Origin of the sequence: Lysinibacillus sphaericus, from assembly GCF_000600105.1 — a bacterium.
In the GTDB taxonomy this organism is placed as follows: domain Bacteria; phylum Bacillota; class Bacilli; order Bacillales_A; family Planococcaceae; genus Lysinibacillus; species Lysinibacillus sphaericus.
This window is the reverse complement of record NZ_CP006837.1, coordinates 1,184,277-1,207,700: the sequence shown is the minus strand read 5'-3', so window position 1 is coordinate 1,207,700 and position 23,424 is coordinate 1,184,277. Positions and strand designations below refer to the sequence as shown.

Genomic DNA, 23,424 nt, shown 5'->3' with positions numbered 1-23,424 from the left:
GTCATACTTTTAGTAGTACGCTACAATTCCCTTAATAATGTATAAAAACAAAAAATGTTAAAACTTATAGGTGCAAACGTAACGTCATAAAGTGTAAAATATCCACTATAATTAAGATATATAATGTTGCCCAACTAGTATTTGTCGGCGATGTCATAAGTATCTTTTCTTCGTGGTTTTTGACAAGTTGTGCTATATTCAAAGTGTCAGGAGTGAGTTGATGAAAAAGTTTTTAACAATTATCACAATAATTCTTGTTTTACTCGGAGCAGCTGGCTATGCCATGTGGCATTTTGGGACAAATATTGCTTCCGAAAAAATTATCGAAAAAGTGGAGTCTACTTTAGATGACGAAAATCTAGCAGAAGTAAAAACCTATATCGAGAACGATCCGAAAGTTCAAGAAATTGTAAGCGAGGCAGCAACTACAAATCCGGATACTCTCCCCTTCCAAACTAAGGAAGAAGCGATACGTGTGTTAATAACAAAAGTGGGCGTTAATCGTTTACTTGATATTCAGGAACAAGCGCAAAACGGTTCAATTAGTGAGGATGAAATATTATCCGAAATGGAAGGTAAACTATCTGAAGATGAAATTTCTGCTTTAAAATATGTTTTATATAAAGAATTGAATAAATAAAACGAGCCCTAAACGTTTAAATTGTCACAAGCAGTGATGCTAAGAAAACACAGCTATTGTTATTTCTTACACTAACGCCAACCACTCAAAAGTCTCACAGTGAAAAGTGGTTGTGGCAACCCATTGGTGCTGGTGGGTCTAACAATATGGACTCGATTCCTCTTTAGTGGAATCGAGTCTTTTTTTATAGACATTACCGCAAAGCACGACTAAATAATGGGTCCTCCAACAAATCCTCAAGACACCTGGCATTTATTTTTTTCATGCGCGTCCCCTTGCTCACAGTTATAAACGACGACCTCCGCCATGCTATTTTATCACCTTCCTACTCATGCAACTCCGAAACGAACTAACCTAGCCCAATCATAAAAGGACAAAATTTGAAAATAAACTATATGAAAACAAGATTTTTAAAACTAGAGATAATTGCCAACAATAAATTGACAATTTAATTGCTTCGTTGTATGGTTAGTTACATAAGTAATGAACCAATTAACTAGGAGGTGGATTGTGATTTATTCGTTAAGCAATGAAAAACCAATCTTCCAGCAAATTCGTGAACGGGTTGAAGATGCCATTCTTGATGGGCAACTACAATCTGAAGATCGCATTCCATCAACCAATGAATTTGCCAAAGAGTATCAAATAAATCCTGCAACAGCAGGCAAGGGTGTGAACGAATTAGTGGAAAAAGGTGTCATTTATAAAAAACGAGGCGTAGGTATGTTTGTCAGTACAGATGCACGAAAAATTTTAATTGCAGAACGTAAGGAAAACTTTTTTGCACAACATATTGAACCGTTAAAAAAAGAGGCGGTACGATTAGGCATCTCTGACGAAGAATTACAAAATATGTTACAGAGGGGATAATTTATGAAGATTGATGTTAGAAATGTTAGCAAACTGTATAAGCAAAAACATGCTTTAAAAAATGTATCTTTTACGATTGAAGGGCAAAAAATCATCGGTTTTTTAGGTCATAATGGCGCTGGTAAAACAACATTTTTAAATTTATTAGCAGGGCTTATTCCTACAACTGAAGGGCATATACGTATCAATGGCGAGAATGTTTTCAATGCCCCTGCTATATTGCGTAACATTTGTTTTGTTGCAGAGAGTGGCAATTTTCAAGAAGATATGACGATCGCACAATGTTTAAAGACTAATCGTTTTTTCTATCCAAAGTGGGATGAACAGCTTGCAAATGAGCTTCTTCAAGTATTTGCCCTTAATCCAAAAGATAAAGTGCGCAATTTATCTAAAGGGATGGTATCTGCACTCGGTATTATTACAGGGTTTGCTAGTCATGCTGCCATTACCATTTTCGATGAGCCCTATATTGGCTTAGACGTAGCTGCCCGCAATACATTTTATGATTTATTAATTGATCAACAAATAGAACATCCAAGGCTATTCCTTTTATCGACGCATTTAATAGATGAAGCCAGTGAATTGTTTGAAGAAATCCTTATTCTGCAAGAAGGTGAGTTATTGCTGCAAAAAACGGCGGAGCAATGGGATCAGTATATTGTTGCAGTAAAAGGAAATGCTCAAGATGTTGAACGCGCAATACTAGACTTAGAAGTCATTTACAAGCATATTTTTATGCATGATATGACGGCCGTTGTCTATGCCAACGGTCGTGCAATCGAAGGTCAAAATATTACATTAGAAAATGTATCTTTACAAGACCTGTTAGTGTATTTAAGTAAACAGCAGAAAGAGAGGTTAGTAAAATGAAAACAGTACAAGGTAGTTTATATGTATTTTTTCAAAGCTATAAAAAAAGTAATATTATTTTTTGGTGCATTTTGTTTGCCATTGTCCTACTGTCATTTTTTATTGATTCCTTTTTTGGACAATATATTACTTTTGCTATGACCATCTCTATACCTGTCTATATTTTTTATAGTACGATGGGTGCTAAAATTTTAAATAAAACATTGCCTTATTTTTTAAAGCTTGGCTTAAGCCGTATGCAGTATGTTTGGAACGTAGGCTTATTTTTCATCGTTTGGAGCCTTATTGGTGCATTTATAATTGCCTGTACACACAAAATGATTTCCTTCGTCTCAAATCTATTAGATTATCAAAATATGGTCATTATTCACCCTCTATTCTTTTTTAGCAGTTCGGATTCATTTTTTCTAACAATGGCGATAGACACCGTGTTACTACTATTTTGTTTAATCTCAAGCCTGCTTTTAAATGTCGTCTTTTATCGCTTCGGCACATTAGGTGGCTACAGTTTTATTGGTGTAATGGCTTTGATTCCGATAATGATGGTAATTTTCGGATGGTACTCGCCACTTTTGCTGACATTATCGAAAGCATCCACTTTGCAAATAATCAGTAGCTTACTAGGTATGATTATTATCATTTATATTGTCATCTCAAGTGCATTACGAAAAGCTCCTGCAATGCCATCATAAAACCTTGAAGGGATCGACAAAATGAAAAAAATGATTTGTAAAATTGTAGGTTTAGAACTGCTTCTTCTATTTTTTTATGTTGCCAACGGGGCTTACGTTTCCATTCAACAACCTTCTAGTCCCTTTTTGCAATTTGCTTTGTTGATTCCTTTAGCAATCGGTCTCGTTCTTTATATAATTGCCAAAAAGAAATGGCGTCATTATTTCTTTATTCCCATTAATATCGAAAATATCTTTGTCTACTCACCTATGATTTTCGTTTTATGTATTATTTTATTTAGTACGAAAGGGTTAAATTTCGAATCCATTAGCGATTTATTGCTCATGTTTATCATGCAAATGTTTGTTGTTGCTTTTATTGAAGAAACAGTTTTTAGAGGCATCTTGCTGCGCTTATTGTTATCTAAGGGAACTTTTACTGCTATTTGGCTTTCTAGTATTCTTTTTGGCGTGACGCATGCATTGCAACTTATTGGGGGACAATCGCTGGAAGATACCATTATACAGATTATTTATGCCTTTCTTGTAGGTCTCGTTCTTTCGTTACTTATAATCGATGGGCAATCTATTATTTTGACGATTGTCTTCCATGGTTTCAACAACTTCTTTAATTTTATGGGGAATGCAGAAAGTTCCATGTTAACAGCGTATCTTATCATCATTGTACTGTTTGTGTATCTGTTATTTTTATGGAGACGTGTTAAGAAAAAGGCAGCGGTACAATCTCTGCGTAGTAGCAGTTCTGTACAAAATTTCTATCATTAATATATAGATATTACGCATGAAAAGAGAGGATAAAAATGAAAAAAACTGCCGTACTTTTATATCCGCAATTTTAGTGAATACGAATTAAGTGTAGCGTTATCGATATTAATGCAAGGGAAAAAACCTATCGTAACGATTGGCTTAAATCATCAGAAGATTATGGGCGAATCTGGTTTAACTTGTCTAGCCGATAGGCAATTAAGCGAAATTAATGTAGATGAGATTGATAGTCTCTTATTACCTGGCTGTATGGATATTGGAACATTAGTAGATGAGCAAGAATTATTATATTTTATTAAGACATTGGATTTACAAGGCGCAGTCATAGCTAGTATTTCCAGTTCCCCTTATCTTTTAGCCAAGGCAGGTGTACTAAAGGATAAATACTATACAGTCGGTTTACCACTTGAAGGCATGAAACAATTGGGTGTTTTTGATCTTAGCTATTACGCCGATGAACTAATAGTTCAGGATGGTAGGATTATCACGGCTAGAGGTAGAGGTTTTATTCAATTTGGTTTAGCCTTAGGTAAAGCGTTACAGCTAGATTTTGATGCACAATGGTATAAATAACAGTGCCTGTCACCCAAACAATTTTATTTAAATACTGATGATAAAACCCATAAAAACAAAGGATAGTTCTCGCCAATAGCTTGGCTTCAGAACTATCCTTTATTAGTTACATGATACTTTTATTTAACAGCTGGATTTTCATTTCTTTTGCTGTATACGTAAATTGACAAATAGCCTAAATCCCTTTTTGACTTTTCACCATAATACTTTTTCAATTTAACATCACACGGGCAAGAAAATTCATGCTATTGGGGCGTTTAAGAGATTTAACTAGCCCTTAATAGGCATACAAATAGACCATTTAGTCTTACATCTCATATGTTAATTATGAACCACAACTTATCAAAACAGGAGGTAATAACATGTTTAATCGTAAGCGTCACCATGGAAGAGGACCACAATGCTGCCCACCACAAACAATGCCAACACAATTTGACCCACCACAATTTTTACCGCCAGAGCAATATGTACGCACAAATTACATTCATACAGTTGTACCACACGTTCAACCTGCACATATTACAACAGTGAACAAACATATTATTGATCATCAATACTACTTCCCATGCACAGAGAACGTAGTAAATGAATGCTGTGAAAATCATACACTATGTGGTATGCCACATAATCACTGCCATATGCCACAACAACACATGGGTCACCATAAACATATGGGCATGGGGTATTAATTTGTATGCGATGAGACTCTTGATGTCTCATCGCTTTTCTTATATAACTAACATTATTTTTCGCCTGCTGTTTTTACCTGGTTCCGACCTGCTTGCTTAGCAAGATACAATGCTCCATCTGCCGCTTCAATCAATGCTTCTGTCGTACTAGCCATTTTAGGATACTCTGCAACTCCCGCTGATAGCGTTACTGGACGACCACAAGGACTGTTCGAATTTGCTAACTGTTGTCTTAAATTTTCCGCTACAACGGCTGCTTCTTCAACAGTCGTATTAGGTAATAGAATAATAAATTCCTCACCGCCATAACGACAACAAATATCGTTTTCTCGTGCCACTGCTTTCATTTTTTTGGCTAAATATTGTAATACTTTATCTCCCACTGCATGGCCATAGGTATCGTTGACGCTCTTGAAATGATCCAAATCGAGTAAAATAATTGAATGCATCAATTGATTTTTCTCCCATTCAGATAGCGTAGCATCCATTGTTCGTCGGTTTGTGACCCCAGTTAAAGGGTCGGTTGTCGACTGATCTTTAAAATAGGAAACTTGCCCTTGCAAAAAGGACAAACTTCGAATAAGTGCACTCTTTAAATAATATGCTTCAAAATACCAACTGCGTACGGACTTTAACCCTTCAACACTTCTCGAATCTAAGCTCTCTTCTGTTAATGTTGCTAACTGCTGCAACGGGCGGGCAATTCGCGCTGCGGTCCATAATAAAACAAAAATCGACAAAAGCATAAGCGGTATTGCATTAATTGCTACTTCTTGTACTCGATCAAACGAAGGCTCTAGCGCTACTTCTAATGGTCGTTGAGAAATGACACCCCAACCCGTTATCGGTACTGCACTATATCCAGCCAACATTTCAACATTTTTAGTATTCGTGACTAGCTGTGCACCATTTTTTCCTGATACTACTGCTTTCACTACTTTATTTTCCATTACAACATCATTGATGCGACTTGGATCTTGATGGTAGATAATACGTCCATCTGCATCTACTACAAACACATAAGAACCGTCATTATAATAATGCTCCCCTAACAGCAAATTAAATACATTATGTTCTTTTAAATAAATTGTACCTGCTACCATTCCCAAGTATTCGTTCTGCGCTGAAAATATAGGATAGGAGATAAAAATAATGAGTCTCCCTGTAATCCCTTTATACGGTTTCGATACGAGAGGCGTTTTTTTGGATAACGCCTCTTTCCCTCCTACAGAGGTCAAATACTTTCCTTTTACATCTACAGAAGGTGGTGAAACTGACAGTACTAGACCATCCGCATTCGACACTATAACGGAGTTAAACATATTATTTTGCATTTTCAAACGGTCTGTTTCTTTATCCAATGCTGCTTCATCGCCCATAATTGATTCCATATGATCTGCGCTGTAACCTAAAATTTGAAAGGCTTCTTCTAAGTAGGCGCTTGCGGTAGTTGCCAATTTTTGAGCATATACACGATTTGTTTCAAGTGAATTTTCCTTGATGGAATCCACATTCATACGATAACCACTCCATATGCTACCGATGCTTGTGAAAAAAAACGCTGCCATAGCTAAACCCATTATTAAATGTTTTAGCCTCAACTGTCTTGATTTCATTGTCTTCTTTTACTCCTATTTATGTATTTTGACTAGCTATTACTTAAGTTAAAAGACGCATATTTCTTAATCTATTAAAACACATATATCATTTTATTTTACAATTTATTTGTATATATTTAAAGTTATTGTAAAAGCAATATTGTCAAAGGCCTATATAATTATTGAAAAGCAAAACTATTATCATAATTTGGATATAAAAAATTACTATAACCTTAGTTATAAATTTTATTGTCAGTATATTTTCGTATTTTTTAATGCTGATAACACTTTAAGTAATTGCTAAATTAAGCTTTCTATCGGAATTGCCTGATAAGAGCTGCACTTTCCCCTTCGTCGGCACTTATCATTCAATTATATAATAATCCCTTGATTATTTGCGGGAAAAATCTCATTGAAAAAATAAGCGCAAAAAAGACTATTTACAATCATCATTGCAAATAGTCTCTTTCTGTTATATTTCTCCTTTTCGTACATGCTCTATTAATCTTTCTAGGTATTGTATGGAGCCCTGTATTCTAAAATTCGCATAATCGCTAACAAATTCAGCCAGCACTTCTACTCCTGGTTTCATAAACTGTTGTCTATCTGAATTAAAGAGATTATCCCATTTTGAATGCATCGCGTTTAACTTTTTTTCTAAAATATGAATAACCCGATCGCGGTCAACATGTTTGATATTGGCTAAACCAATAACCATATCACCAATTGTGTTTGCATTTTCAAATGATTTATAAATCTTTTTTGGCAAGGCTTCGCGTCCTTTTTCCGTTATAGCAAAAACGTGCTTATCTGGTCGATTATCTTCTTTTATAACTTCTTTCGTCTCAATTAGTCCTTGTTTCGCTAACGATTCAAAATGATAGTATAACTTACTTTCCGTCAAACCATTAATTGAGTCAAGAGACTGTAATTCAGAAATTTGTTTTTTTAAATTATAAGGATAATTATCTTCTTCCATAAGCTTGCTAAGAATGAAAATTTGAATTGCCATTATTTCAGCTCCTTAGGCAAATATTAGTTCCATTTTATCAAAACTAATGATTTACTTCATCAGAATTATAAGTGCATATTTCTTTGCTCTATTGTTCTACAGTTATTGGTAGGGGTTTATGAAGCATCCAAACGATCAGTACATTTATAACCATCGCTACAAATCCAACTGTTGTTAATCCTAAAATAAAAGGTGTGGCACTAATACTACCAAAAATATTGCTAAAGTATGCTTGAACAGAATAATACATTGGTGAAATATGGCTAATCCACTCATACGGTAAATACATCATTTCACGAGATATTGTTGCACCGTTAGCGATTGTCTGAATTAATAAAATTGGAATGTTTAAAATCATTCCTGCTTCCCCAATTAATAACACAACAACCGCATTGAAGTTAAAGCATGCCCAATAAATTAAAATTTGTTGGCCTAATATTTGGAAGAACACATCAGTTCCCGATAAATCATTGATAGCAAATGACATGCCCGTTGAAACAAGCCCAGCCAAAATACCAATGAGTATCGCTGTTAATTGCATATAAACGAATAAACGTGTTTTCGTTGCTTTCCCACGATTTGCTTTAAACGCTCCCACTAATTGCATTGCGCCAATCATAGCACCTACATAAAGCGCCATCGTTAAAAACATTGGTAGCATATTGTTATGCATGCCGTCTGGCACATCATTAATTGTCTCGATATTTCCTACATAGCTATTTTCAATTTGCTCTGCTAATTTGGCTGCTTGCTCTTGTGGTAAATGTAAGTTCATTAAAATCCCTTGCGCTGTTTGTTGTGAAAACTGTGCACTTAGTTGCTCATTTATTTGCATAACAATTTGTTGCATAGAGGACGATACAGCGGTTGCACTTGCTTCGTTAATGGAGAAATCGATGCTTGATGAAACATCTCCTTTTTGTAAATCAGCAGAAAATGTCTCTGGAATGTGAACGACTAACGCTAAGTCGTTTTTCTCTAAATCTTTTAATGCCTCTTTATTAGTAATATCTGTTTCAATATCCTTAAATGGAAGCTGTTCAGTTAAGCTATCAGCTATTTGGGCACCATATTCCCCTTTATCATCATTAATAATCGCAATTGGTAATGCATCAATATTGCCTGGTATCGCTGTGTAACCTGGTAGGAAGATACCCAACATACATACAGCATAAAAGATCCCCATAAAAATAGAGCCCTTGGCACCTTTCGTTTTTAAAAATTCTTTAAACTTCACTTAATTATTACTTCCTTTCTACGAACACCTAGTCTATTTATATTCTAAACAAAGTAGTTTAATTTAAGTAGTTTAATTAAACCGTGAGTGTAATTTTACAAAAATACTGTTTACTTTGCAATAAATAAAGATAGCCGACTATCATTAATTTTTATTTTTTGTCCAAACTGTGAAGTAGAAAATGGCATATTATCAACATTACAAAAAGTTAAACACACATCGCGCAACAAAAAAGCATTGCAGTTAAAAACTGCAATGCTTTTTTATAGTGTATAGCACCCTTAGGCATTACCTATTCATCTCGTTAAATAAATCATAGCCATAAAATAAAAATTTTAATTTTACTTTTATAATACATTGTTCAATTCTTCTATTTTTTTCTTCTTCAGAATACTCCATTGGCATTTTTACACAAACACCTAAATCGATCCACTTGATTATTTCTTGTTCGTTATCCCAATAGATATGTTCTAGTTTAAAATCAAAATCATATCGATTGACACTCATCATTTCCTTTTTGGCTTTAATCAATTGATTAAGAATTTTTCTTAATTCTTCAAGACTTATACCTTCTTTTAGCATCTCTAAAAGCGTTTTACCTTTTGCTTTTTCTATAAATAAATAATCTCTTTTTTTATAAGCGAACATCTTAGGAAAATATGGACTATCATGTAACTCCAGCAAAGCACAAATATCATTATCGCCTTTTCCGTCTGGTAATAACTTCTTTAATATAATTTCTTGTTCTTTATCCTCAAAAACAATGGAACGTCTTCTAGAATTTTGTATAATTTTCACATCTTTATTTAACACTCTTTTAAAGTTATATAAGTAAATTGAATTCTTACTTTCTTTCGGTAGCTTATGAAAAAATTTTGTTATTTGCACAGTCAATGCTCCTTTCATCCATAAAAAAATTTTAAAAAATATTTGGTTATTATTCAATAATTGACAAAAATGTTTTTTTAAAATAATTAAATACTATATTTTAGGAGTGTCAAAATAGCTGTGGACAGTTTGTGGGCTTGACAAAAGGATTTGTGGGCAAAAAAAAACGTTGGAGCCCATGAGCTCCAACGTTTTTTGATTAATACATTTTTAAATATTGGTCGCGTTCCCATTGGTGTACGGTTGTACGGTACATATCGAACTCGATTTCTTTTGCTTCTTTGAAGTTTGCGTAAATGTGTTCACCTAAAGCTGATTGAGCCACTTTATCTTGTGCAAGTAATGTTAACGCATCGTCTAGTGCTGGTGGTAAATTCGCAATACCGTTCGCTTTGCGTTCTTCTTCTGTCATTACATAGATATTGCGGTTAATCGCTGCAGGTGGCGTTAATTGTTGACGGATACCTTCTAGACCCGCTTCTAAAATAACAGCCATCGCTAAATATGGGTTTGCTGAAGGATCCACTGAACGTACTTCTACACGAGTTGAAAGTCCGCGTGCAGACGGGATACGAATAAGTGGTGAACGGTTTTGTGCAGACCATGCAACATAACATGGCGCTTCATAACCTGGAACTAAACGCTTATAAGAGTTTACTGTTGGGTTTGTTACGGCTGTGAATCCTTGTACGTGTGCAAGAACACCTGCCATAAATTGCATTGCTGTTTCAGAAAGACCTAGCTCTGTAGATTCATCGTAGAATGCATTTTCTTTCCCTTTAAATAAAGATACGTTGAAGTGCATACCAGAGCCTGCTTCACCGAACAATGGTTTTGGCATAAATGTAGCATGTAGACCGTGTTTACGTGCAATTGTTTTAACAACTAGTTTGAATGTTTGGATGTTGTCACAAGCTGTAATAGCATCTGCATATTTAAAGTCGATTTCATGTTGACCTGGTGCTACTTCATGGTGTGAAGCTTCGATTTCAAAGCCCATTTCTTCAAGCTCTAACACGATATCACGACGACAGTTTTCACCTAAATCTGTAGGCGCTAAGTCAAAATAACCACCGTGGTCATTTACTTCTAATGTAGGTTCACCTTTTGCATCTAATTTGAATAAGAAGAATTCTGGCTCAGGTCCTAAGTTGAAGCTTGTGAAGCCCATATCTTCCATTTTTTTAAGGATACGTTTTAAGTTGTTACGTGGGTCACCAGCGAATGGTTCGCCTTTTGCAGTGTATACGTCACAGATGAAACGTGCTACTTTCCCTTTTTCTGAAGTCCAAGGGAACACTACGAAAGAATCTAAATCAGGATATAAATACATATCCGATTCTTCAATACGCACGAAGCCTTCAATGGACGAGCCATCGAACATCATTTTGTTTTCTAGTGCTTTGTCTAGTTGACTAACAGGAATTTCAACGTTTTTAATAGTACCTAGAATATCCGTAAATTGTAAACGAATGAAACTTACATTTTTCTCCTCGATTAAACGCTTGATGTCGTCTTTTGTGTATTTACCCACAGTTTTCCACACTCCTATAAATTGTCTTGCTTATATCATTACCCTACCCTACTAAAAAAATAATAAACTGATTGTAATTTGAACCATTTCGTATTTATTTTAATAGAATCGGGATAAATCCCCACGTCGGATGGATGATTTTTGCATGCGCTGCGCTTGACGCATTTCTTCGCGCATAATCCGACGTAATTCTGTGTCGGTTAAATCTGGTTCTTCAGCGGCAATAGGATCTGATTTTTTGGCAAATATTTTTTTAATCTTCGCCATATTCATGCCCTGCTCCAAGTAATCTTTTATTTCAAGAAGTATATCGACATCATTTAATGAAAACATACGACGATTGCCTTCTGTTCGGTGTGGCTCAATTAAATGGTGTTCTTCATAATAACGAATTTGGCGTGCCGAAAGCTCGGTCAATTGCATCACGATACTCATAGATAATAACGGCATAGTTCGTCTAATTTCACGACTCATTTAAGTCCCCCCCAATACCCGCTTATCATATAACGAAAAAAATTCACTGTCAACAAAGATGTTAGGTTTCCTAACATGGTTTTTTAATTTTTTTTAGAATTGATGCAAAATTGTTAAAAACTAGTCAAAATACCTGAACGAAACATACACATTTACAGTTTATCTATTTATATTAGAGACAAGCCCCATCACTAAACTGTAATGGGGCCTTGTTAATAAAGTCTATTTTTGTAAGCCTTGAACTGCACTACAAATAGCAAATTTCACGTGCTCATATGTCAAGCCACCTTGAATAAATGCTGTAAATGGTGGACGAATTGGACCGTCTGCTGTCAGTTCAATACTCGAACCTTGAATAAATGTGCCTGCCGCCATAATAACATCATCCTCGTAGCCTGGCATATAAGCAGGCTCTGGTGCATAATGCGCATTAATTGGCGAGTTGGCTTGAATTTCACGACAGAAAGCAACCATTTGCTCGGCTGTATTAAACGATACCGATTGAATTAAATCTGTACGTTCAGCACGATAACTTGGGAACGTCGTCATGCCTACTTCCTCTAACATAGCCGCTGTGAAAATCGCACCTTTTAATGCTTGGCTGACTACATGTGGTGCTAGGAAAAAGCCTTGGTAAAAGTCACCTAGCGTATTTAATGTAGCGCCTGCCTCCGCACCAATTCCTGGTGATGTCATACGATAAGCACATTTTTCTACTAAGTCAGCTCGACCTGCAATATAACCACCTATTTTAGCTAAACCGCCACCTGGATTTTTAATAAGCGAACCAGCCATTAAATCCGCACCTACTTCTGTAGGTTCTTGTGCTTCCACAAATTCTCCATAGCAGTTATCTACAAATATAATAGCATTGGGTGCTAATTCCCGTACCTTGGCACACATTTCTGCAATTTGCGAAATCGTAAAGGATGGACGTGATGCATAGCCTTTTGAACGTTGAATGGCTATCATTTTTGTGTTCGGTGTAATGGCTGCAGCGACTGCCGACCAGTCAACCGTTTCATTATCGATTAAATCTACATGTCGATAACCAATTTTATAGTCCTTTAGCGAGCCCGTATCTTTGTCTCCTCCATCGACAATCGACTGTAATGTGTCATATGGTTGGCCTGATATATAAAGCAATTCATCACCTGGTCGTAACACGCCGAATAGACTAAGCGTAATTGCATGTGTTCCAGATATGATTTGAGGACGAACAATTGCCGCCTCTGCTCCAAAAACTTCCGCATACACACGTTCAAGATTGTCACGGCCCTCATCATCATAGCCATAGCCATTGGATGGATGTAAATGAAAATCGCTCACTTGATGCGTTCTAAATGCTGAAAGGACTTTTTGCTGGTTGAAGAACGCCATATTTTCTACTTTCGTATGATATGGGCGGACTCTTTCCTCAATTTTTTCCGCTAATGCTAACGTTTCTGCTGTTAAATGGGTTGTAAAAGTCATTGTTTTCGTCTCCGTTTCAAATTGTTCTTTCCTATCTTATCAATTTGTTTGCAACCCTGCAAAAAATGCTATTGTGTCTAGCTGTTAAATACGCTAAGCTAAGGGGCGGACTTACTACAAATTATTCTCGTTTAAGGAGGGAAAGTGATGGCTTGGGAAGTTTTTAGCATAATTGGGACAATTGCCTTCGCTATTTCCGGGGCAATAATTGCAATGGAAGAAGAATACGATTTATTCGGTGTATATATACTTGGCATTGTAACTGCATTCGGTGGCGGTGCCATTCGTAATTTACTTATCGGTTTACCAGTTACAACGTTGTGGGGACAGGATATGATGTTTCAAATTGCAATCGCTGCCATTACGATATTTTTTATTTTTCCTCATCATCTTATACAGCATTGGCATCGTTGGGGCAATTTTACAGATGCTATAGGCTTATCGGCTTTTGCTATACAAGGGGCATTATATGCAGTGAAGCTCAATATGCCCATTAGTGCGGTTATTGTAGCCGCAGTCTTAACTGGTTCAGGCGGTGGAATAGTTCGTGATTTATTGGCAGGACGTAAGCCACTCGTGCTACGTGATGAAATCTACGGTGTCTGGGCAGCACTTGCTGGTCTACTTATTGGATTGGAATTACTAGAAGGAGATATCTTTTTATACGTGTTATTCGGAGTTATTACAATTTTACGAGTACTTTCATATATGAAGAAATGGCGCTTACCTTTGCGAAAATTGAATCGAGCTTAAGGATGTAGAACTTAGCTATTCTTGCTTTTGCAATAAATAAAAAATTAGAAGTGTTCACCTAGTTGTTGATAGCGGGTAACAACGGCATAGCAGAAAAGTGTTAGATTGATTGGGTTCAATCTAACACTTTTTCTCTTTTGCCCCAGCTTCCTTTTGGCTATAGACGATTACTCTTTAAATGTTTAACTATGATTTTTCCCTTTCGGCACTTAACAAATGATTACTTCTCTACCAGCCCGACAGACTCAGCTAATGTCGCCATGTTGCTCACCATAGAGCAAGCTGCATCGAGTATTGGAAAGGCTAAAGCTGCACCAGAACCCTCTCCCAATCGCATGTTCATATGAAGCATCGGCTCCACTCCTAACAGTTCAGCAGCTATTTTTGCCCCCGGTTCTTCAGAGGCATGGGAAGGAATAATATAATCTTGCACTTTCGGTTCGAGTTCATAAGCGATAAGAGCAGCGACTGTCGAAATAAAGCCATCAATTACAACGGGCTTACGATTGGCAGCAGCCGCCAGAATTACACCAGCCATCGCACCTATCTCTAACCCACCCACTTTTGCAAGTACATCAATCGCATCATGACGATTCGGTTTATTTAAGGCAATGGCGTTTTGAATGACTTCAACTTTATGCGCAATTCCTCCTGATCCAACCCCTGCACCGAATCCTGTCACTTGTTGTGGGTGACACGCATGCAGTACGGATAAGATAGCCGCACTTGGTGTAGTATTGCCAATCCCCATTTCACCTGTACCCAATACATTAACTCCTTGTGCTATTTCTGCCGTTGCTACTTCAATTCCTACTTCAATTGATTGAATGGCTTCTTCCCTTGTCATGGCTGGACCTTTTGCCATGTTATCCGTCCCGTATTTGATTTTTTTTATTATAACACCCGCATCGAGCGGAATATCCTGTTTTACCCCTACGTCCACTGTTACAATTTTGGCATTTGTTATGTTTGCAATAGCACAAACACCTGTTATCCCTTTTGGAAAATTTAATGTTTGAAGAAATGTTACATCTTGCGGATTGGATGTTACGTCTTCATCACACACACCGTGATCGCCTGCACAGACAATAATTGCTTTGTTATCAATTTTAGGATAGAGCTCTCCTGTAATACCAGCCAATTGTATAGCCAGTGATTCAAGTTTTCCTAAGCTACTTGGTGGCTTGCTAAGAGAATCTATATAGTCCCTTGCTTTTTCCATTATTTCGTTATTAGCATGTTGAATCTGTTGAAGTGTTTGTTGTAATAATTGCATGTTCATTTCTCCTTTTTAAATAGCCTATTACATAAAGATTGAAATAAAAAAATGGAAAAACCTGTAGTTTATCTCATAACAAATAAACTACAGACTTTTCCATCGTCTATATCATCCGAAGCAATTAGGCAGGTCTCCTGGCTCAATTTCAACATTTTATAGAACCTTCCCAGCTATGCTAGTGGTATTCTCTATAAAACTCCGTTTTACAGTGGTGGGACCGCTAAAGATTTTCACTTTATTCCCTATTCTCCCAAAGTGGGCACCTAATGCTTTTATGTAATTACTTTAAATTTACGACAAAGTGTTTTTAGTGTCAATATTGATACTCGCATTTTAGTCCACTAAAAAACGAGGTACTTAACAAGCTGACCTGTTACATACCTCGATATATCTTCTTATTTAAATTCTAATTCTCCATCATAAGCAAGCATGCCACCTTCAAGGTTTGTTACGTCAAAGCCTTGTGCTTCTAAGTATGCACAAGCATTTGCAGAACGTCCACCTGCTTTACAAACGATAATATATGGTTTAGTCGTATCTAATTCATCCAAGCGCTCAGGGATTGTCCCAAGTGCAATATGTTGCGCACCAGGGATAACACCTTGTGCTACTTCATCGTCTTCTCGCACATCAATAATGTAAAGGTCTTCGTTTGCATCTAATCGTTCTAATAATTGTGTTGTATCCATCGATTTCATCTATAAAATCCTCCAATATATCAATTTCCTATTACATTATAGCGTGAACGAAAAAAAACAGCTAGTGATGTAACACTAACTGTTTCTATTTACTTTATTTATTCTTCTGCCTCTAAAAATTCGACTTGCTTTGCTGGAACGAATGTAGAAATTGCGTGTTTGTAAATGAGATGCTGTTTACTTTCAGCATCTACTAATAATACTGTAAAGTTATCATAGGATTTCACAGTTCCTTTTAACTGGAACCCGTTTAACAGAAACACAGTTACAAAAACACTGTTTTTACGTAGATGGTTCAAAAACGTATCTTGCAAATTGATTGATTTCATAGAATGCGCCTCCCCTACTCTCTTTCTACCTCTTCATTCCTATAGTAGCATGTTCTACCAATTTATCAATTAGTAATTTTTAGAAATTATTAAAGTTTTTAGTCTTTTCAAATAAAATGAATATCCATTTTATTGCGGAAATAAGTCAACTGTCTTTTCGCATAACGTCGAGAATTTTGCTTTAAATTTTCGATTGCTTCTTCTAATGTACATCTACCATCTAAGTAATCATACAATTCCTTATAGCCGATCGCTTGAATCGACTGTACACCTCGAATATTTTGTTGCCATAGTCCCTGCACTTCTTGCAGTAGCCCTTTATCCATCATGACATCCACTCGGAGATTAATGCGCTCATAAAGTTCTTCGCGAGACATATTTTGACCAAGTCCTATAATTAAGTGGCGATACAATGGGATTTCTCCACGATTGTGTTCCTCTGACGCCTTTGAAACACCACTTAATTCAATCATTTCTAACGCTCGAATCACACGTCTTGTATTGTTTGGATGAATTGTTTCAGCAGTTTTCGGATCAAGTGCTGCTAACTTAGCATGCATAGCTTCTGGACCTAACTTTTCTAGCTCCTCATAATAAGCTTTACGTGCTAGGTCATCAACCTGCTCGTCTGTAAATTGAAAATCATAAAGGACTGCTTGTACATATAGGCCAGAACCTCCAACAATAATCGGTAGCTTACCACGCGCCTGTATTTCATTAATTTTAGAGCGTACTAACGCTTGGTATTCCGCTACTGAAAAGGATTCCGTTGGCTCTTTGAAGCTTAATAAGTGATGTGGCACACCTTCCATCTCTTCTTCAGTAATTTTCGCTGTACCAATATCTAAACCTTTATAAATTTGCATGGAATCGCCATTAATAATTTCACCATTGTACTTTTTGGCTAGTTCAATGCTTAGTGCTGTTTTACCTGAAGCTGTTGGCCCAACAATCGCTACGACCTCTGCTTGCTGTATTTTATTTTCTATCATACTTTTCTAACCACCGTAATAAAACTTGATGAACCGCCTGTTGATTGTCTTCATTTAAAATTTCATGTCGTTTATCTTCAAATAAATAGACAGTAACATCTTGTAATCCTGCTGCTGCAAATTGTTCAGCTACGGAATAAACACCTAGACCACTATCACCAACAGGGTCCTTGCTACCGCTGATCAATAGAATCGGCAAGTTTTTCTGTATTTTTTCAATCTCTTTTTTTCGATTCAATACCATAAAGCCAGCTGTTAAGTCAGCAAAAAATTGATTGCTTGGAATAAAGCCACAATATGGGTCGTCAATATACTTTTGCACTTCCTGCTCTACCGAACATAGCCAATCATACCCGGTTTTAGGATTTGGAAACTGCTTATTAAAGCTACCAAAGCTCAACTTATTTAATAAAGGGCTCTCGGTTTCTTTACCGTGCCGCATTGCGAATACTTGCGCAACATAATGTCCTATCCTATGCAACGCTGAAACACTTCCTGTTCCACAAAGAATAACGTTAGCAACATTTGCTCCATAAAGTTGAATATATCTTCTAGCAATAAAGGACCCCATACTATGCCCGAATACCATTAAAGGCACATCTGCAAATTGAGCATGTATAGCCATCATGACTTCATGCGCATCTTCCACAACCCGATCAAAACCATTTTTTTCAGCGAAAAAGCCTAATGTGCCATTATAACCTGCCGTCTCCCCATGCCCGCGCTGATCATGCATGGACACGGCATAGCCAGCCGCACAAAGAATTTGTGCAAAGTTTACGTAACGACCGCTATGCTCTGCCATACCATGTAAAATATGAAAATGTCCCTTACAGGGAATAGTCGGCGTCAAAATTCGTGTAAACACAAAATGTCCATCAGACATTTTCATATAACGCTCCATCTTTTACACCTCCACATTAGGAAAACTTGTCGCATCTAGAATCGCTTGTTCTAATTGAGCAATATAAGTATTTCTTTGTGACTCTGAATAATGTAAACGCTGCTGCATCACTTGCACTACTTGTTGTTTATAACGTTTCACTGCATCAATATCAAAGTATAGCAAGCCTGTACGACGAATAAAGAAATCACAAGGTGTATATACCATTTCCGCTTCTATGCCGTATAGTAGCATCGCATGTAAAGCGAGGGGCATCGTACTACCATGCTCATGTAAATATTTCACCTGATCAAATAATGCGTCAACATTGGTACCGTATTTTTGCACTAAATGCTTCGCCTCGTCATAATTCAGTCCATATTGAACACCTTCTCTTGCTTTATAGGCAGTATAGTCTGGGAAATTAATCGCATTAATGCCCTTTGCACCAGAAAGCGACAACTCACGTGTCATACATGGACTTGCATGCTTAAATTTATGTGTTTTCACAATTTTATCAACGATTGTTTCAGCCATTTGACGATAGCCTGTTAGCTTGCCACCTGCAATGGTCATCAAGCCGCTTGATGCTGTCCATATTTCATCTTTACGCGAAATTTCAGAAGGATTTTTGCCTTTTTCAAAAATAAGCGGACGTACACCTGCCCAAGAAGATTCTATTGTATCTCTTGTAATTTCGGCTGTAGGGAATACTGTTTTAGCAGCCTCAATTAAATAATCTACATCTTGTTGTGTGGCAGTAGGATGTATTGGATCGCCTTCATAAACTGTATCTGTTGTTCCTATATATGTTTTGCCATCTCGCGGAATAGCGAAAGCCATACGACCATCTGGAATATCGAAATAAACGGCTTGTTGCAATGGGAAATCCTTTTGACTAAGAACGATATGGACACCCTTTGTTAAACGTAATTGTTTTTTATCTGTTTGCTTATCTTTATGACGTACTTCATCTACCCAAGGGCCAGTAGCATTGACGATTTGCGCAGCATGTACTTCCACTGTTTTTCCAGTGATATGGTCTTTTACTTTTGCCCCAATCAGCTTTTTCTTGCTATATAAAAACTCTGTCATTTCTGTATAGTTTACACAAAGCGCGCCATATTCAACCGCTTTTTTTAGCACTTCAATTGTTAAACGTGCATCGTCAGTCCGATACTCTACATAATAGCCACCGCCAACTAGCTCATCGCGCTTTAAAAGCGGTTCTAGTGTGGCTGTTTCTTGTGCACTTAGCATCGTGCGACGTTCTTGTTTTTTGACACCTGCTAGTCTGTCATAAACCTTTAACGCCACCGAAGTCGTAAATGGTCCAAGTGTACCGTGCTTATATAAAGGTAACAGCATCTTTTCAGGTGTCGTTACATGAACAGCATTGTCATAAACAATTTCACGTTCACGCCCAACTTCTGCCACTACCCCTACATCAAATTGTTTTAAATAACGAAGACCTCCGTGAATAAGCTTTGTTGAACGGCTAGAAGTACCCGCCGCAAAGTCTTGCTTGTCAATTAGTGCAACTGATAAGCCTCTCGACGCCGCATCAAGTGCAATCCCCGCACCCGTAATGCCACCTCCAATGACTAATACGTCAAAGCTATACTGCTCTAAATAATCCATAATTTTAGGACGATGCTCAAATGAAAACATACTTTCTCCCCCATTAGCTATGATTTGAATAAACGTGTAGCCTCCACAGCTCTCTGCCAGCCTGCATAGAAAATCTTACTTTGCTCTACAGTCATTTTCGGTTGATAGGTTTGCCCGTTAACCCACAATGCTGTTAAAGCCTCTTTATTTGGCCAAAAGTTCGTTGCTAGCCCAGCTAAATAGGCTGCCCCGAGCGCAGTCGATTCATTAAGCTTTGCTAGCTCTACCTTTAACTGCAAAATATCACTTTGGAACTGCATTAATAGACCATTACTGACAGCGCCACCATCTACTCGCAACACTTCAATTGGTGTGCCCGCCGCTTCTTCCATTGCATCAAGAACATCTTTCGTCTGGTAAGCTAGTGATTCAAGTGTTGCGCGGATAAAATGTTCTTTCGAAGTACCACGCGTTAAACCAAAAATAGCCCCGCGTGCATCGGTATCCCAGTATGGCGTGCCTAACCCTACAAATGCAGGAACTACGTAAACACCATCGGTATCAGCTACCTTTGTGGCATATTTTTCAGAGTCCTTTGCGGTACGAATCATGCGAAGCCCATCACGTAACCACTGAATAGCTGATCCTGCCACAAAGACACTGCCTTCTAACGCATAGGTTACCTTCCCATCAATGCCCCAAGCAATCGTTGTCAACAAACCATTTTCAGAATGTACCGCTTGGTCACCCGTATTTAATAACATAAAACAACCGGTACCGTACGTATTTTTAGCCATGCCTTTTGCAAAGCATGTTTGACCGAAAAGAGCGGCTTGCTGGTCACCGGCAATTCCTGCAATTGGAATTTCTTCACCAAAAAATATACTTGGTGCCGTTTTCGTATAAATTTCTGACGAGTTTTTCACTTCTGGCAGCATCGACATTGGAATATTTAAAAGTTCGCAAAGTTCTGCGTCCCATGTTAGTTCATGGATATTATAAAGTAAAGTCCTTGCCGCATTCGAATAATCCGTAATATGTGCCCTTCCTTTTGATAATCGCCAAACAATCCACGAATCAATCGTACCGAACAGTAAATCACCTTGTTCTGCCTTGGCACGTGCACCATCAACATTGTCTAAAATCCATTTAATTTTTGTTGCGGAGAAATAAGGGTCCAGTCGTAATCCTGTTTTTTGCTGAAACATACTTTCATGGCCCTGTTCCTTCAACGCTGTCACGATGTCTTGTGTTTGCCTTGATTGCCAAACGATTGCATTGTAGACAGGCTGGCCCGTCTGTTTATCCCAAACAACCGTCGTTTCTCGCTGATTTGTAATGCCAATTGCGTGTACTTCGCTTGCTTCATGTCCACTTTCTGTTAACACAGCTGCGATAACAGCGAGTACTGAACCCCATATCTCATTGGCGTTATGCTCAACCCAGCCAGCCTTTGGAAAATACTGTTGAAATTCCTTTTGTGCCACATGGACAATTTCACCTTTATGATCAAATAATATCGCTCTTGAACTTGTTGTTCCTTGATCGATTGCTAAAATAAATTCACCCATTTATTCCCCTCCTTAGGTTTTCACACCACGCTCGAAATCGCTGTAGGCTTCTTTTAAGGATATTAGTTACAATACCAACGCGTATGCTTCGTTGTTATTACATTACCCGTTTAAACATTTTTTCCACTTCATAGGTTGTAAAATGGATTAACACCGGCCGACCATGTGGACAAGTAAACGGATTATCCGCTTTACGTAAATCATCTAATAACGCAACCATTTGCTCTTTCGTCAAATAATGATTGGCCTTGATAGACTTTTTACAGCTCATCATAATGGCTGCCGCCTCCCGCATTTTTTTGACATCTGCTGTTTTTGTGGTCAAAACTTGCTCGATTAACTCCTCAATGATGTCCTGTTCCTCGCCATTCGGAAACCAGCTAGGATGTTCACGAATAACAAATGATGACTGTCCAAAATCCTCTAAAAACACACCAACGGCCTCTAGCTGCTGTCTATTTTCACGCAGAATCAGTGCCTCGTCTGCTGCATAATGGAAGGTCAATGGCAGTAATAATGCTTGCCGTTCATTTGGATTTACTTGTCCTACTTTTTCACGGTAAAACTCATATTTAATACGTTCTTGCGCTGCATGCTGGTCGATTAAATAAAAACCGTCCTCCATTTGCGCAACAATATAAGTGCCATGTATTTGTCCTACTACTTCAAGCGCAGGAAATGGTTCTTTTTTAGGCTCTTTCATTGGAGATTCTACTATTTGAGGCTCCTCATTTAAAAAGTCCATATGGTCGTTTGATGACGCTTCTTCTATCTGATTGGTTTCGATTGGTTGAATTGGTTGCCAGTGCTCTTCTATCACTGTAGGTGCAGGTTCTTCCATCGGTAATATGCTAGATTCCTGAACTGTTTGCGCATCATAAAGCTTTTCAACGATAGCATTCATTTTTTCTACATCAAGTTGCGGTACAGGCTTCCACATGTTCAGCTGTTCCGTTGCAGGTTTTGCAATCTTTTCCTTCTTCTCCATAAGTGGAACGCGCATAACATCGCGAATTTTGCCCCGTATCGTTTCTTCAATCAGTTTAAGTAGCTCTGGTTCTTTACTTAAACGTATCTGGTGTTTGGCTGGATGGACATTGACGTCTGTTAAATAAGGATCCCCTTCAATAAAGAGCGCTACGATTGGAAAACGTTCAATCGGTAAATACGTATGATAGGCATCGATAATGGCCTTTTGCACTAAATAATGTTTGACCCAACGCCCATTCACAAATAGCGACATATAATTTTTGGAAGCACGTGTCACCTCTGGTAAAGACACGTAACCCGTCACCTTATAGTCATGAGACTCGCCGTGAAACGGTACCATTTTTTTGGCGTTGTGCACGCCATAAATCGCGGCTAGGACTTGCTGTACATCACCTCGTCCATTCGTCTGCAATAATTGCTGACCGTTATGTAGCAATCGAAAGGCAATTTGTGGATTTCCGAGTGCTAGCCGATTCATCAAATCTATCGTATGCCCAAGCTCGGTTTGTATCGTTTTCATATATTTTAAACGAGCAGGGGTATTGAAAAATAGCTGTGCCACTGTAATATCCGTTCCTTTTCGTAAAGGACCGGGCTTTTGGGTTGTGACATGTCCCCCTTCTAACTCTACATACGTGCCTGATTCGCCAGTTGAAGTAATCATCGTCATTTTGGATACCGATGCAATGGATGCTAATGCCTCCCCGCGAAATCCTAACGTACGGATACGAAATAAATCATGCTCCTGATGAATTTTACTTGTTGCATGGCGTGAAAAAGAGATTAGTGCATCTTCCTCATCCATCCCACTACCATTATCAATCACTTGAATTGAAGTGAGTCCCGCTTCTAGTAAAAAAACATCAATGGACGTACTGCCAGCATCAATCGCGTTTTCGACTAGTTCCTTGACAACAGATGCCGGTCGTTCTACTACTTCTCCCGCAGCAATTCTATTGGAAAGCCACGCGTCCATAATTTGAATTTTTCCCATGGCGCATCA

General features: G+C 37.7%; 23 protein-coding genes and 1 riboswitch. Of the genes, 8 read left to right on the top strand and 15 right to left on the bottom strand.

Features of this window, described 5'->3' with window-relative positions; all coding sequences use genetic code 11:
* Positions 1-220: 220 nt before the first annotated feature.
* The 7 genes from T479_RS05530 to T479_RS05500 all read left to right on the top strand — a co-directional run bounded on the left by T479_RS05530 (position 221) and on the right by T479_RS05500 (position 5,099).
* A complete protein-coding gene (locus T479_RS05530) occupies positions 221-640 on the top strand; it encodes a hypothetical protein (protein WP_024361598.1) in 420 nt (139 codons plus the stop codon).
* A 510-nt stretch (positions 641-1,150) separates the two neighbouring features.
* Positions 1,151-1,510 carry a GntR family transcriptional regulator gene (locus tag T479_RS05525; protein ID WP_024361599.1) on the top strand — a complete coding sequence of 120 codons (360 nt, stop codon included), beginning with the start codon at positions 1,151-1,153 and terminating at the stop codon, positions 1,508-1,510.
* A gap of 3 nt (positions 1,511-1,513) precedes the next feature.
* On the top strand, positions 1,514-2,380 hold the full coding sequence (locus T479_RS05520; RefSeq protein ID WP_025218843.1) for an ABC transporter ATP-binding protein: 867 nt from the start codon (positions 1,514-1,516) through the stop codon (positions 2,378-2,380).
* Positions 2,377-3,072 carry a hypothetical protein gene (locus tag T479_RS05515; RefSeq protein ID WP_025218842.1) on the top strand — a complete coding sequence of 232 codons (696 nt, stop codon included), beginning with the start codon at positions 2,377-2,379 and terminating at the stop codon, positions 3,070-3,072. Before T479_RS05520 ends, T479_RS05515 begins: the two co-directional genes overlap by 4 nt.
* A gap of 21 nt (positions 3,073-3,093) precedes the next feature.
* Positions 3,094-3,837: a CPBP family intramembrane glutamic endopeptidase gene (locus T479_RS05510; protein ID WP_024361602.1), complete on the top strand. Its 744-nt coding sequence runs from the start codon at positions 3,094-3,096 to the stop codon at positions 3,835-3,837.
* Positions 3,838-3,945: 108 nt separating this feature from the next.
* On the top strand, positions 3,946-4,410 hold the full coding sequence (locus T479_RS05505) for a DJ-1/PfpI family protein (RefSeq protein WP_249038313.1): 465 nt from the start codon (positions 3,946-3,948) through the stop codon (positions 4,408-4,410).
* Positions 4,411-4,772: 362 nt separating this feature from the next.
* The gene (locus T479_RS05500; protein ID WP_024361604.1) at positions 4,773-5,099 is read left to right on the top strand and encodes a CotD family spore coat protein; all 327 of its coding nucleotides are present in this window, start codon (positions 4,773-4,775) and stop codon (positions 5,097-5,099) included.
* Positions 5,100-5,152: 53 nt separating this feature from the next.
* Here T479_RS05500 and T479_RS05495 read toward each other — a convergent pair whose 3' ends face one another.
* The 7 genes from T479_RS05495 to T479_RS05465 all read right to left on the bottom strand — a co-directional run bounded on the left by T479_RS05495 (position 5,153) and on the right by T479_RS05465 (position 13,315).
* Entirely contained in the window at positions 5,153-6,715 is a 1,563-nt protein-coding gene (locus tag T479_RS05495) for a sensor domain-containing diguanylate cyclase (protein ID WP_025218841.1), read from the bottom strand.
* 454 nt (positions 6,716-7,169) lie between these two features.
* A complete protein-coding gene (locus T479_RS05490) occupies positions 7,170-7,709 on the bottom strand; it encodes a PadR family transcriptional regulator (protein WP_025218840.1) in 540 nt (179 codons plus the stop codon).
* 88 nt (positions 7,710-7,797) lie between these two features.
* Positions 7,798-8,946: a YhgE/Pip domain-containing protein gene (locus T479_RS05485; RefSeq protein ID WP_038509507.1), complete on the bottom strand. Its 1,149-nt coding sequence runs from the start codon at positions 8,944-8,946 to the stop codon at positions 7,798-7,800.
* A 288-nt stretch (positions 8,947-9,234) separates the two neighbouring features.
* Complete coding sequence (locus tag T479_RS05480) at positions 9,235-9,834, bottom strand: hypothetical protein (RefSeq protein ID WP_025218839.1); 600 nt, start codon at positions 9,832-9,834, stop codon at positions 9,235-9,237.
* Between the two features lie 199 nt (positions 9,835-10,033).
* On the bottom strand, positions 10,034-11,368 hold the full coding sequence (gene glnA, locus T479_RS05475; RefSeq protein ID WP_024361926.1) for a type I glutamate--ammonia ligase: 1,335 nt from the start codon (positions 11,366-11,368) through the stop codon (positions 10,034-10,036).
* Positions 11,369-11,467: 99 nt separating this feature from the next.
* Positions 11,468-11,842 (bottom strand): MerR family transcriptional regulator, encoded by a 375-nt coding sequence (locus T479_RS05470; RefSeq protein WP_024361927.1) that lies wholly within the window; start codon positions 11,840-11,842, stop codon positions 11,468-11,470.
* Between the two features lie 222 nt (positions 11,843-12,064).
* Complete coding sequence (locus tag T479_RS05465; protein WP_025218838.1) at positions 12,065-13,315, bottom strand: methionine gamma-lyase family protein; 1,251 nt, start codon at positions 13,313-13,315, stop codon at positions 12,065-12,067.
* 147 nt (positions 13,316-13,462) lie between these two features.
* On the opposite strand from T479_RS05465, the gene T479_RS05460 reads away from it, so the two are divergent.
* Positions 13,463-14,068 (top strand): trimeric intracellular cation channel family protein, encoded by a 606-nt coding sequence (locus T479_RS05460; RefSeq protein ID WP_024361929.1) that lies wholly within the window; start codon positions 13,463-13,465, stop codon positions 14,066-14,068.
* A 220-nt stretch (positions 14,069-14,288) separates the two neighbouring features.
* Here T479_RS05460 and cobT read toward each other — a convergent pair whose 3' ends face one another.
* The 8 genes from cobT to mutL form a co-directional block, all read right to left on the bottom strand.
* Complete coding sequence (cobT, locus tag T479_RS05455) at positions 14,289-15,344, bottom strand: nicotinate-nucleotide--dimethylbenzimidazole phosphoribosyltransferase (RefSeq protein WP_025218837.1); 1,056 nt, start codon at positions 15,342-15,344, stop codon at positions 14,289-14,291.
* A 110-nt stretch (positions 15,345-15,454) separates the two neighbouring features.
* Positions 15,455-15,629, bottom strand: a riboswitch (cobalamin riboswitch).
* Between the two features lie 113 nt (positions 15,630-15,742).
* Positions 15,743-16,045 carry a rhodanese-like domain-containing protein gene (locus T479_RS05450; protein ID WP_024361931.1) on the bottom strand — a complete coding sequence of 101 codons (303 nt, stop codon included), beginning with the start codon at positions 16,043-16,045 and terminating at the stop codon, positions 15,743-15,745.
* A gap of 98 nt (positions 16,046-16,143) precedes the next feature.
* Positions 16,144-16,374 (bottom strand): RNA chaperone Hfq, encoded by a 231-nt coding sequence (hfq, locus tag T479_RS05445; RefSeq protein ID WP_024361932.1) that lies wholly within the window; start codon positions 16,372-16,374, stop codon positions 16,144-16,146.
* A 107-nt stretch (positions 16,375-16,481) separates the two neighbouring features.
* Entirely contained in the window at positions 16,482-17,366 is an 885-nt protein-coding gene (gene miaA / locus T479_RS05440) for a tRNA (adenosine(37)-N6)-dimethylallyltransferase MiaA (RefSeq protein ID WP_029747180.1), read from the bottom strand.
* Positions 17,353-18,270 carry an alpha/beta fold hydrolase gene (locus T479_RS05435; protein ID WP_024361933.1) on the bottom strand — a complete coding sequence of 306 codons (918 nt, stop codon included), beginning with the start codon at positions 18,268-18,270 and terminating at the stop codon, positions 17,353-17,355. Before T479_RS05435 ends, miaA begins: the two co-directional genes overlap by 14 nt.
* Before the next feature lie 3 nt (positions 18,271-18,273).
* Positions 18,274-19,920, bottom strand: a complete 1,647-nt coding sequence (locus T479_RS05430; RefSeq protein ID WP_025218836.1) for a glycerol-3-phosphate dehydrogenase/oxidase — start codon at positions 19,918-19,920, stop codon at positions 18,274-18,276.
* 17 nt (positions 19,921-19,937) lie between these two features.
* Complete coding sequence (gene glpK / locus T479_RS05425) at positions 19,938-21,431, bottom strand: glycerol kinase GlpK (RefSeq protein ID WP_024361935.1); 1,494 nt, start codon at positions 21,429-21,431, stop codon at positions 19,938-19,940.
* A gap of 97 nt (positions 21,432-21,528) precedes the next feature.
* Positions 21,529-23,415 (bottom strand): DNA mismatch repair endonuclease MutL, encoded by a 1,887-nt coding sequence (mutL, locus tag T479_RS05420; RefSeq protein WP_025218835.1) that lies wholly within the window; start codon positions 23,413-23,415, stop codon positions 21,529-21,531.
* Positions 23,416-23,424: the final 9 nt, after the last annotated feature.

Coding starts and splice junctions, on each gene's coding strand:
- T479_RS05490 (WP_025218840.1), bottom strand. CDS start 7,709: ATGGCAATTCAAATTTTCATTCTTAGCAAGCTTATGGAAGAAGATAAT.
- hfq (WP_024361932.1), bottom strand. CDS start 16,374: ATGAAATCAATCAATTTGCAAGATACGTTTTTGAACCATCTACGTAAA.
- T479_RS05465 (WP_025218838.1), bottom strand. CDS start 13,315: ATGACTTTTACAACCCATTTAACAGCAGAAACGTTAGCATTAGCGGAA.
- cobT (WP_025218837.1), bottom strand. CDS start 15,344: ATGCAATTATTACAACAAACACTTCAACAGATTCAACATGCTAATAAC.
- T479_RS05515 (WP_025218842.1), top strand. CDS start 2,377: ATGAAAACAGTACAAGGTAGTTTATATGTATTTTTTCAAAGCTATAAA.
- T479_RS05500 (WP_024361604.1), top strand. CDS start 4,773: ATGTTTAATCGTAAGCGTCACCATGGAAGAGGACCACAATGCTGCCCA.
- T479_RS05470 (WP_024361927.1), bottom strand. CDS start 11,842: ATGAGTCGTGAAATTAGACGAACTATGCCGTTATTATCTATGAGTATC.
- T479_RS05510 (WP_024361602.1), top strand. CDS start 3,094: ATGAAAAAAATGATTTGTAAAATTGTAGGTTTAGAACTGCTTCTTCTA.
- T479_RS05435 (WP_024361933.1), bottom strand. CDS start 18,270: ATGGAGCGTTATATGAAAATGTCTGATGGACATTTTGTGTTTACACGA.
- T479_RS05495 (WP_025218841.1), bottom strand. CDS start 6,715: ATGAAATCAAGACAGTTGAGGCTAAAACATTTAATAATGGGTTTAGCT.
- mutL (WP_025218835.1), bottom strand. CDS start 23,415: ATGGGAAAAATTCAAATTATGGACGCGTGGCTTTCCAATAGAATTGCT.
- T479_RS05505 (WP_249038313.1), top strand. CDS start 3,946: ATGCAAGGGAAAAAACCTATCGTAACGATTGGCTTAAATCATCAGAAG.
- T479_RS05460 (WP_024361929.1), top strand. CDS start 13,463: ATGGCTTGGGAAGTTTTTAGCATAATTGGGACAATTGCCTTCGCTATT.
- T479_RS05430 (WP_025218836.1), bottom strand. CDS start 19,920: ATGTTTTCATTTGAGCATCGTCCTAAAATTATGGATTATTTAGAGCAG.
- glpK (WP_024361935.1), bottom strand. CDS start 21,431: ATGGGTGAATTTATTTTAGCAATCGATCAAGGAACAACAAGTTCAAGA.
- miaA (WP_029747180.1), bottom strand. CDS start 17,366: ATGATAGAAAATAAAATACAGCAAGCAGAGGTCGTAGCGATTGTTGGG.
- T479_RS05530 (WP_024361598.1), top strand. CDS start 221: ATGAAAAAGTTTTTAACAATTATCACAATAATTCTTGTTTTACTCGGA.
- T479_RS05450 (WP_024361931.1), bottom strand. CDS start 16,045: ATGAAATCGATGGATACAACACAATTATTAGAACGATTAGATGCAAAC.
- T479_RS05520 (WP_025218843.1), top strand. CDS start 1,514: ATGAAGATTGATGTTAGAAATGTTAGCAAACTGTATAAGCAAAAACAT.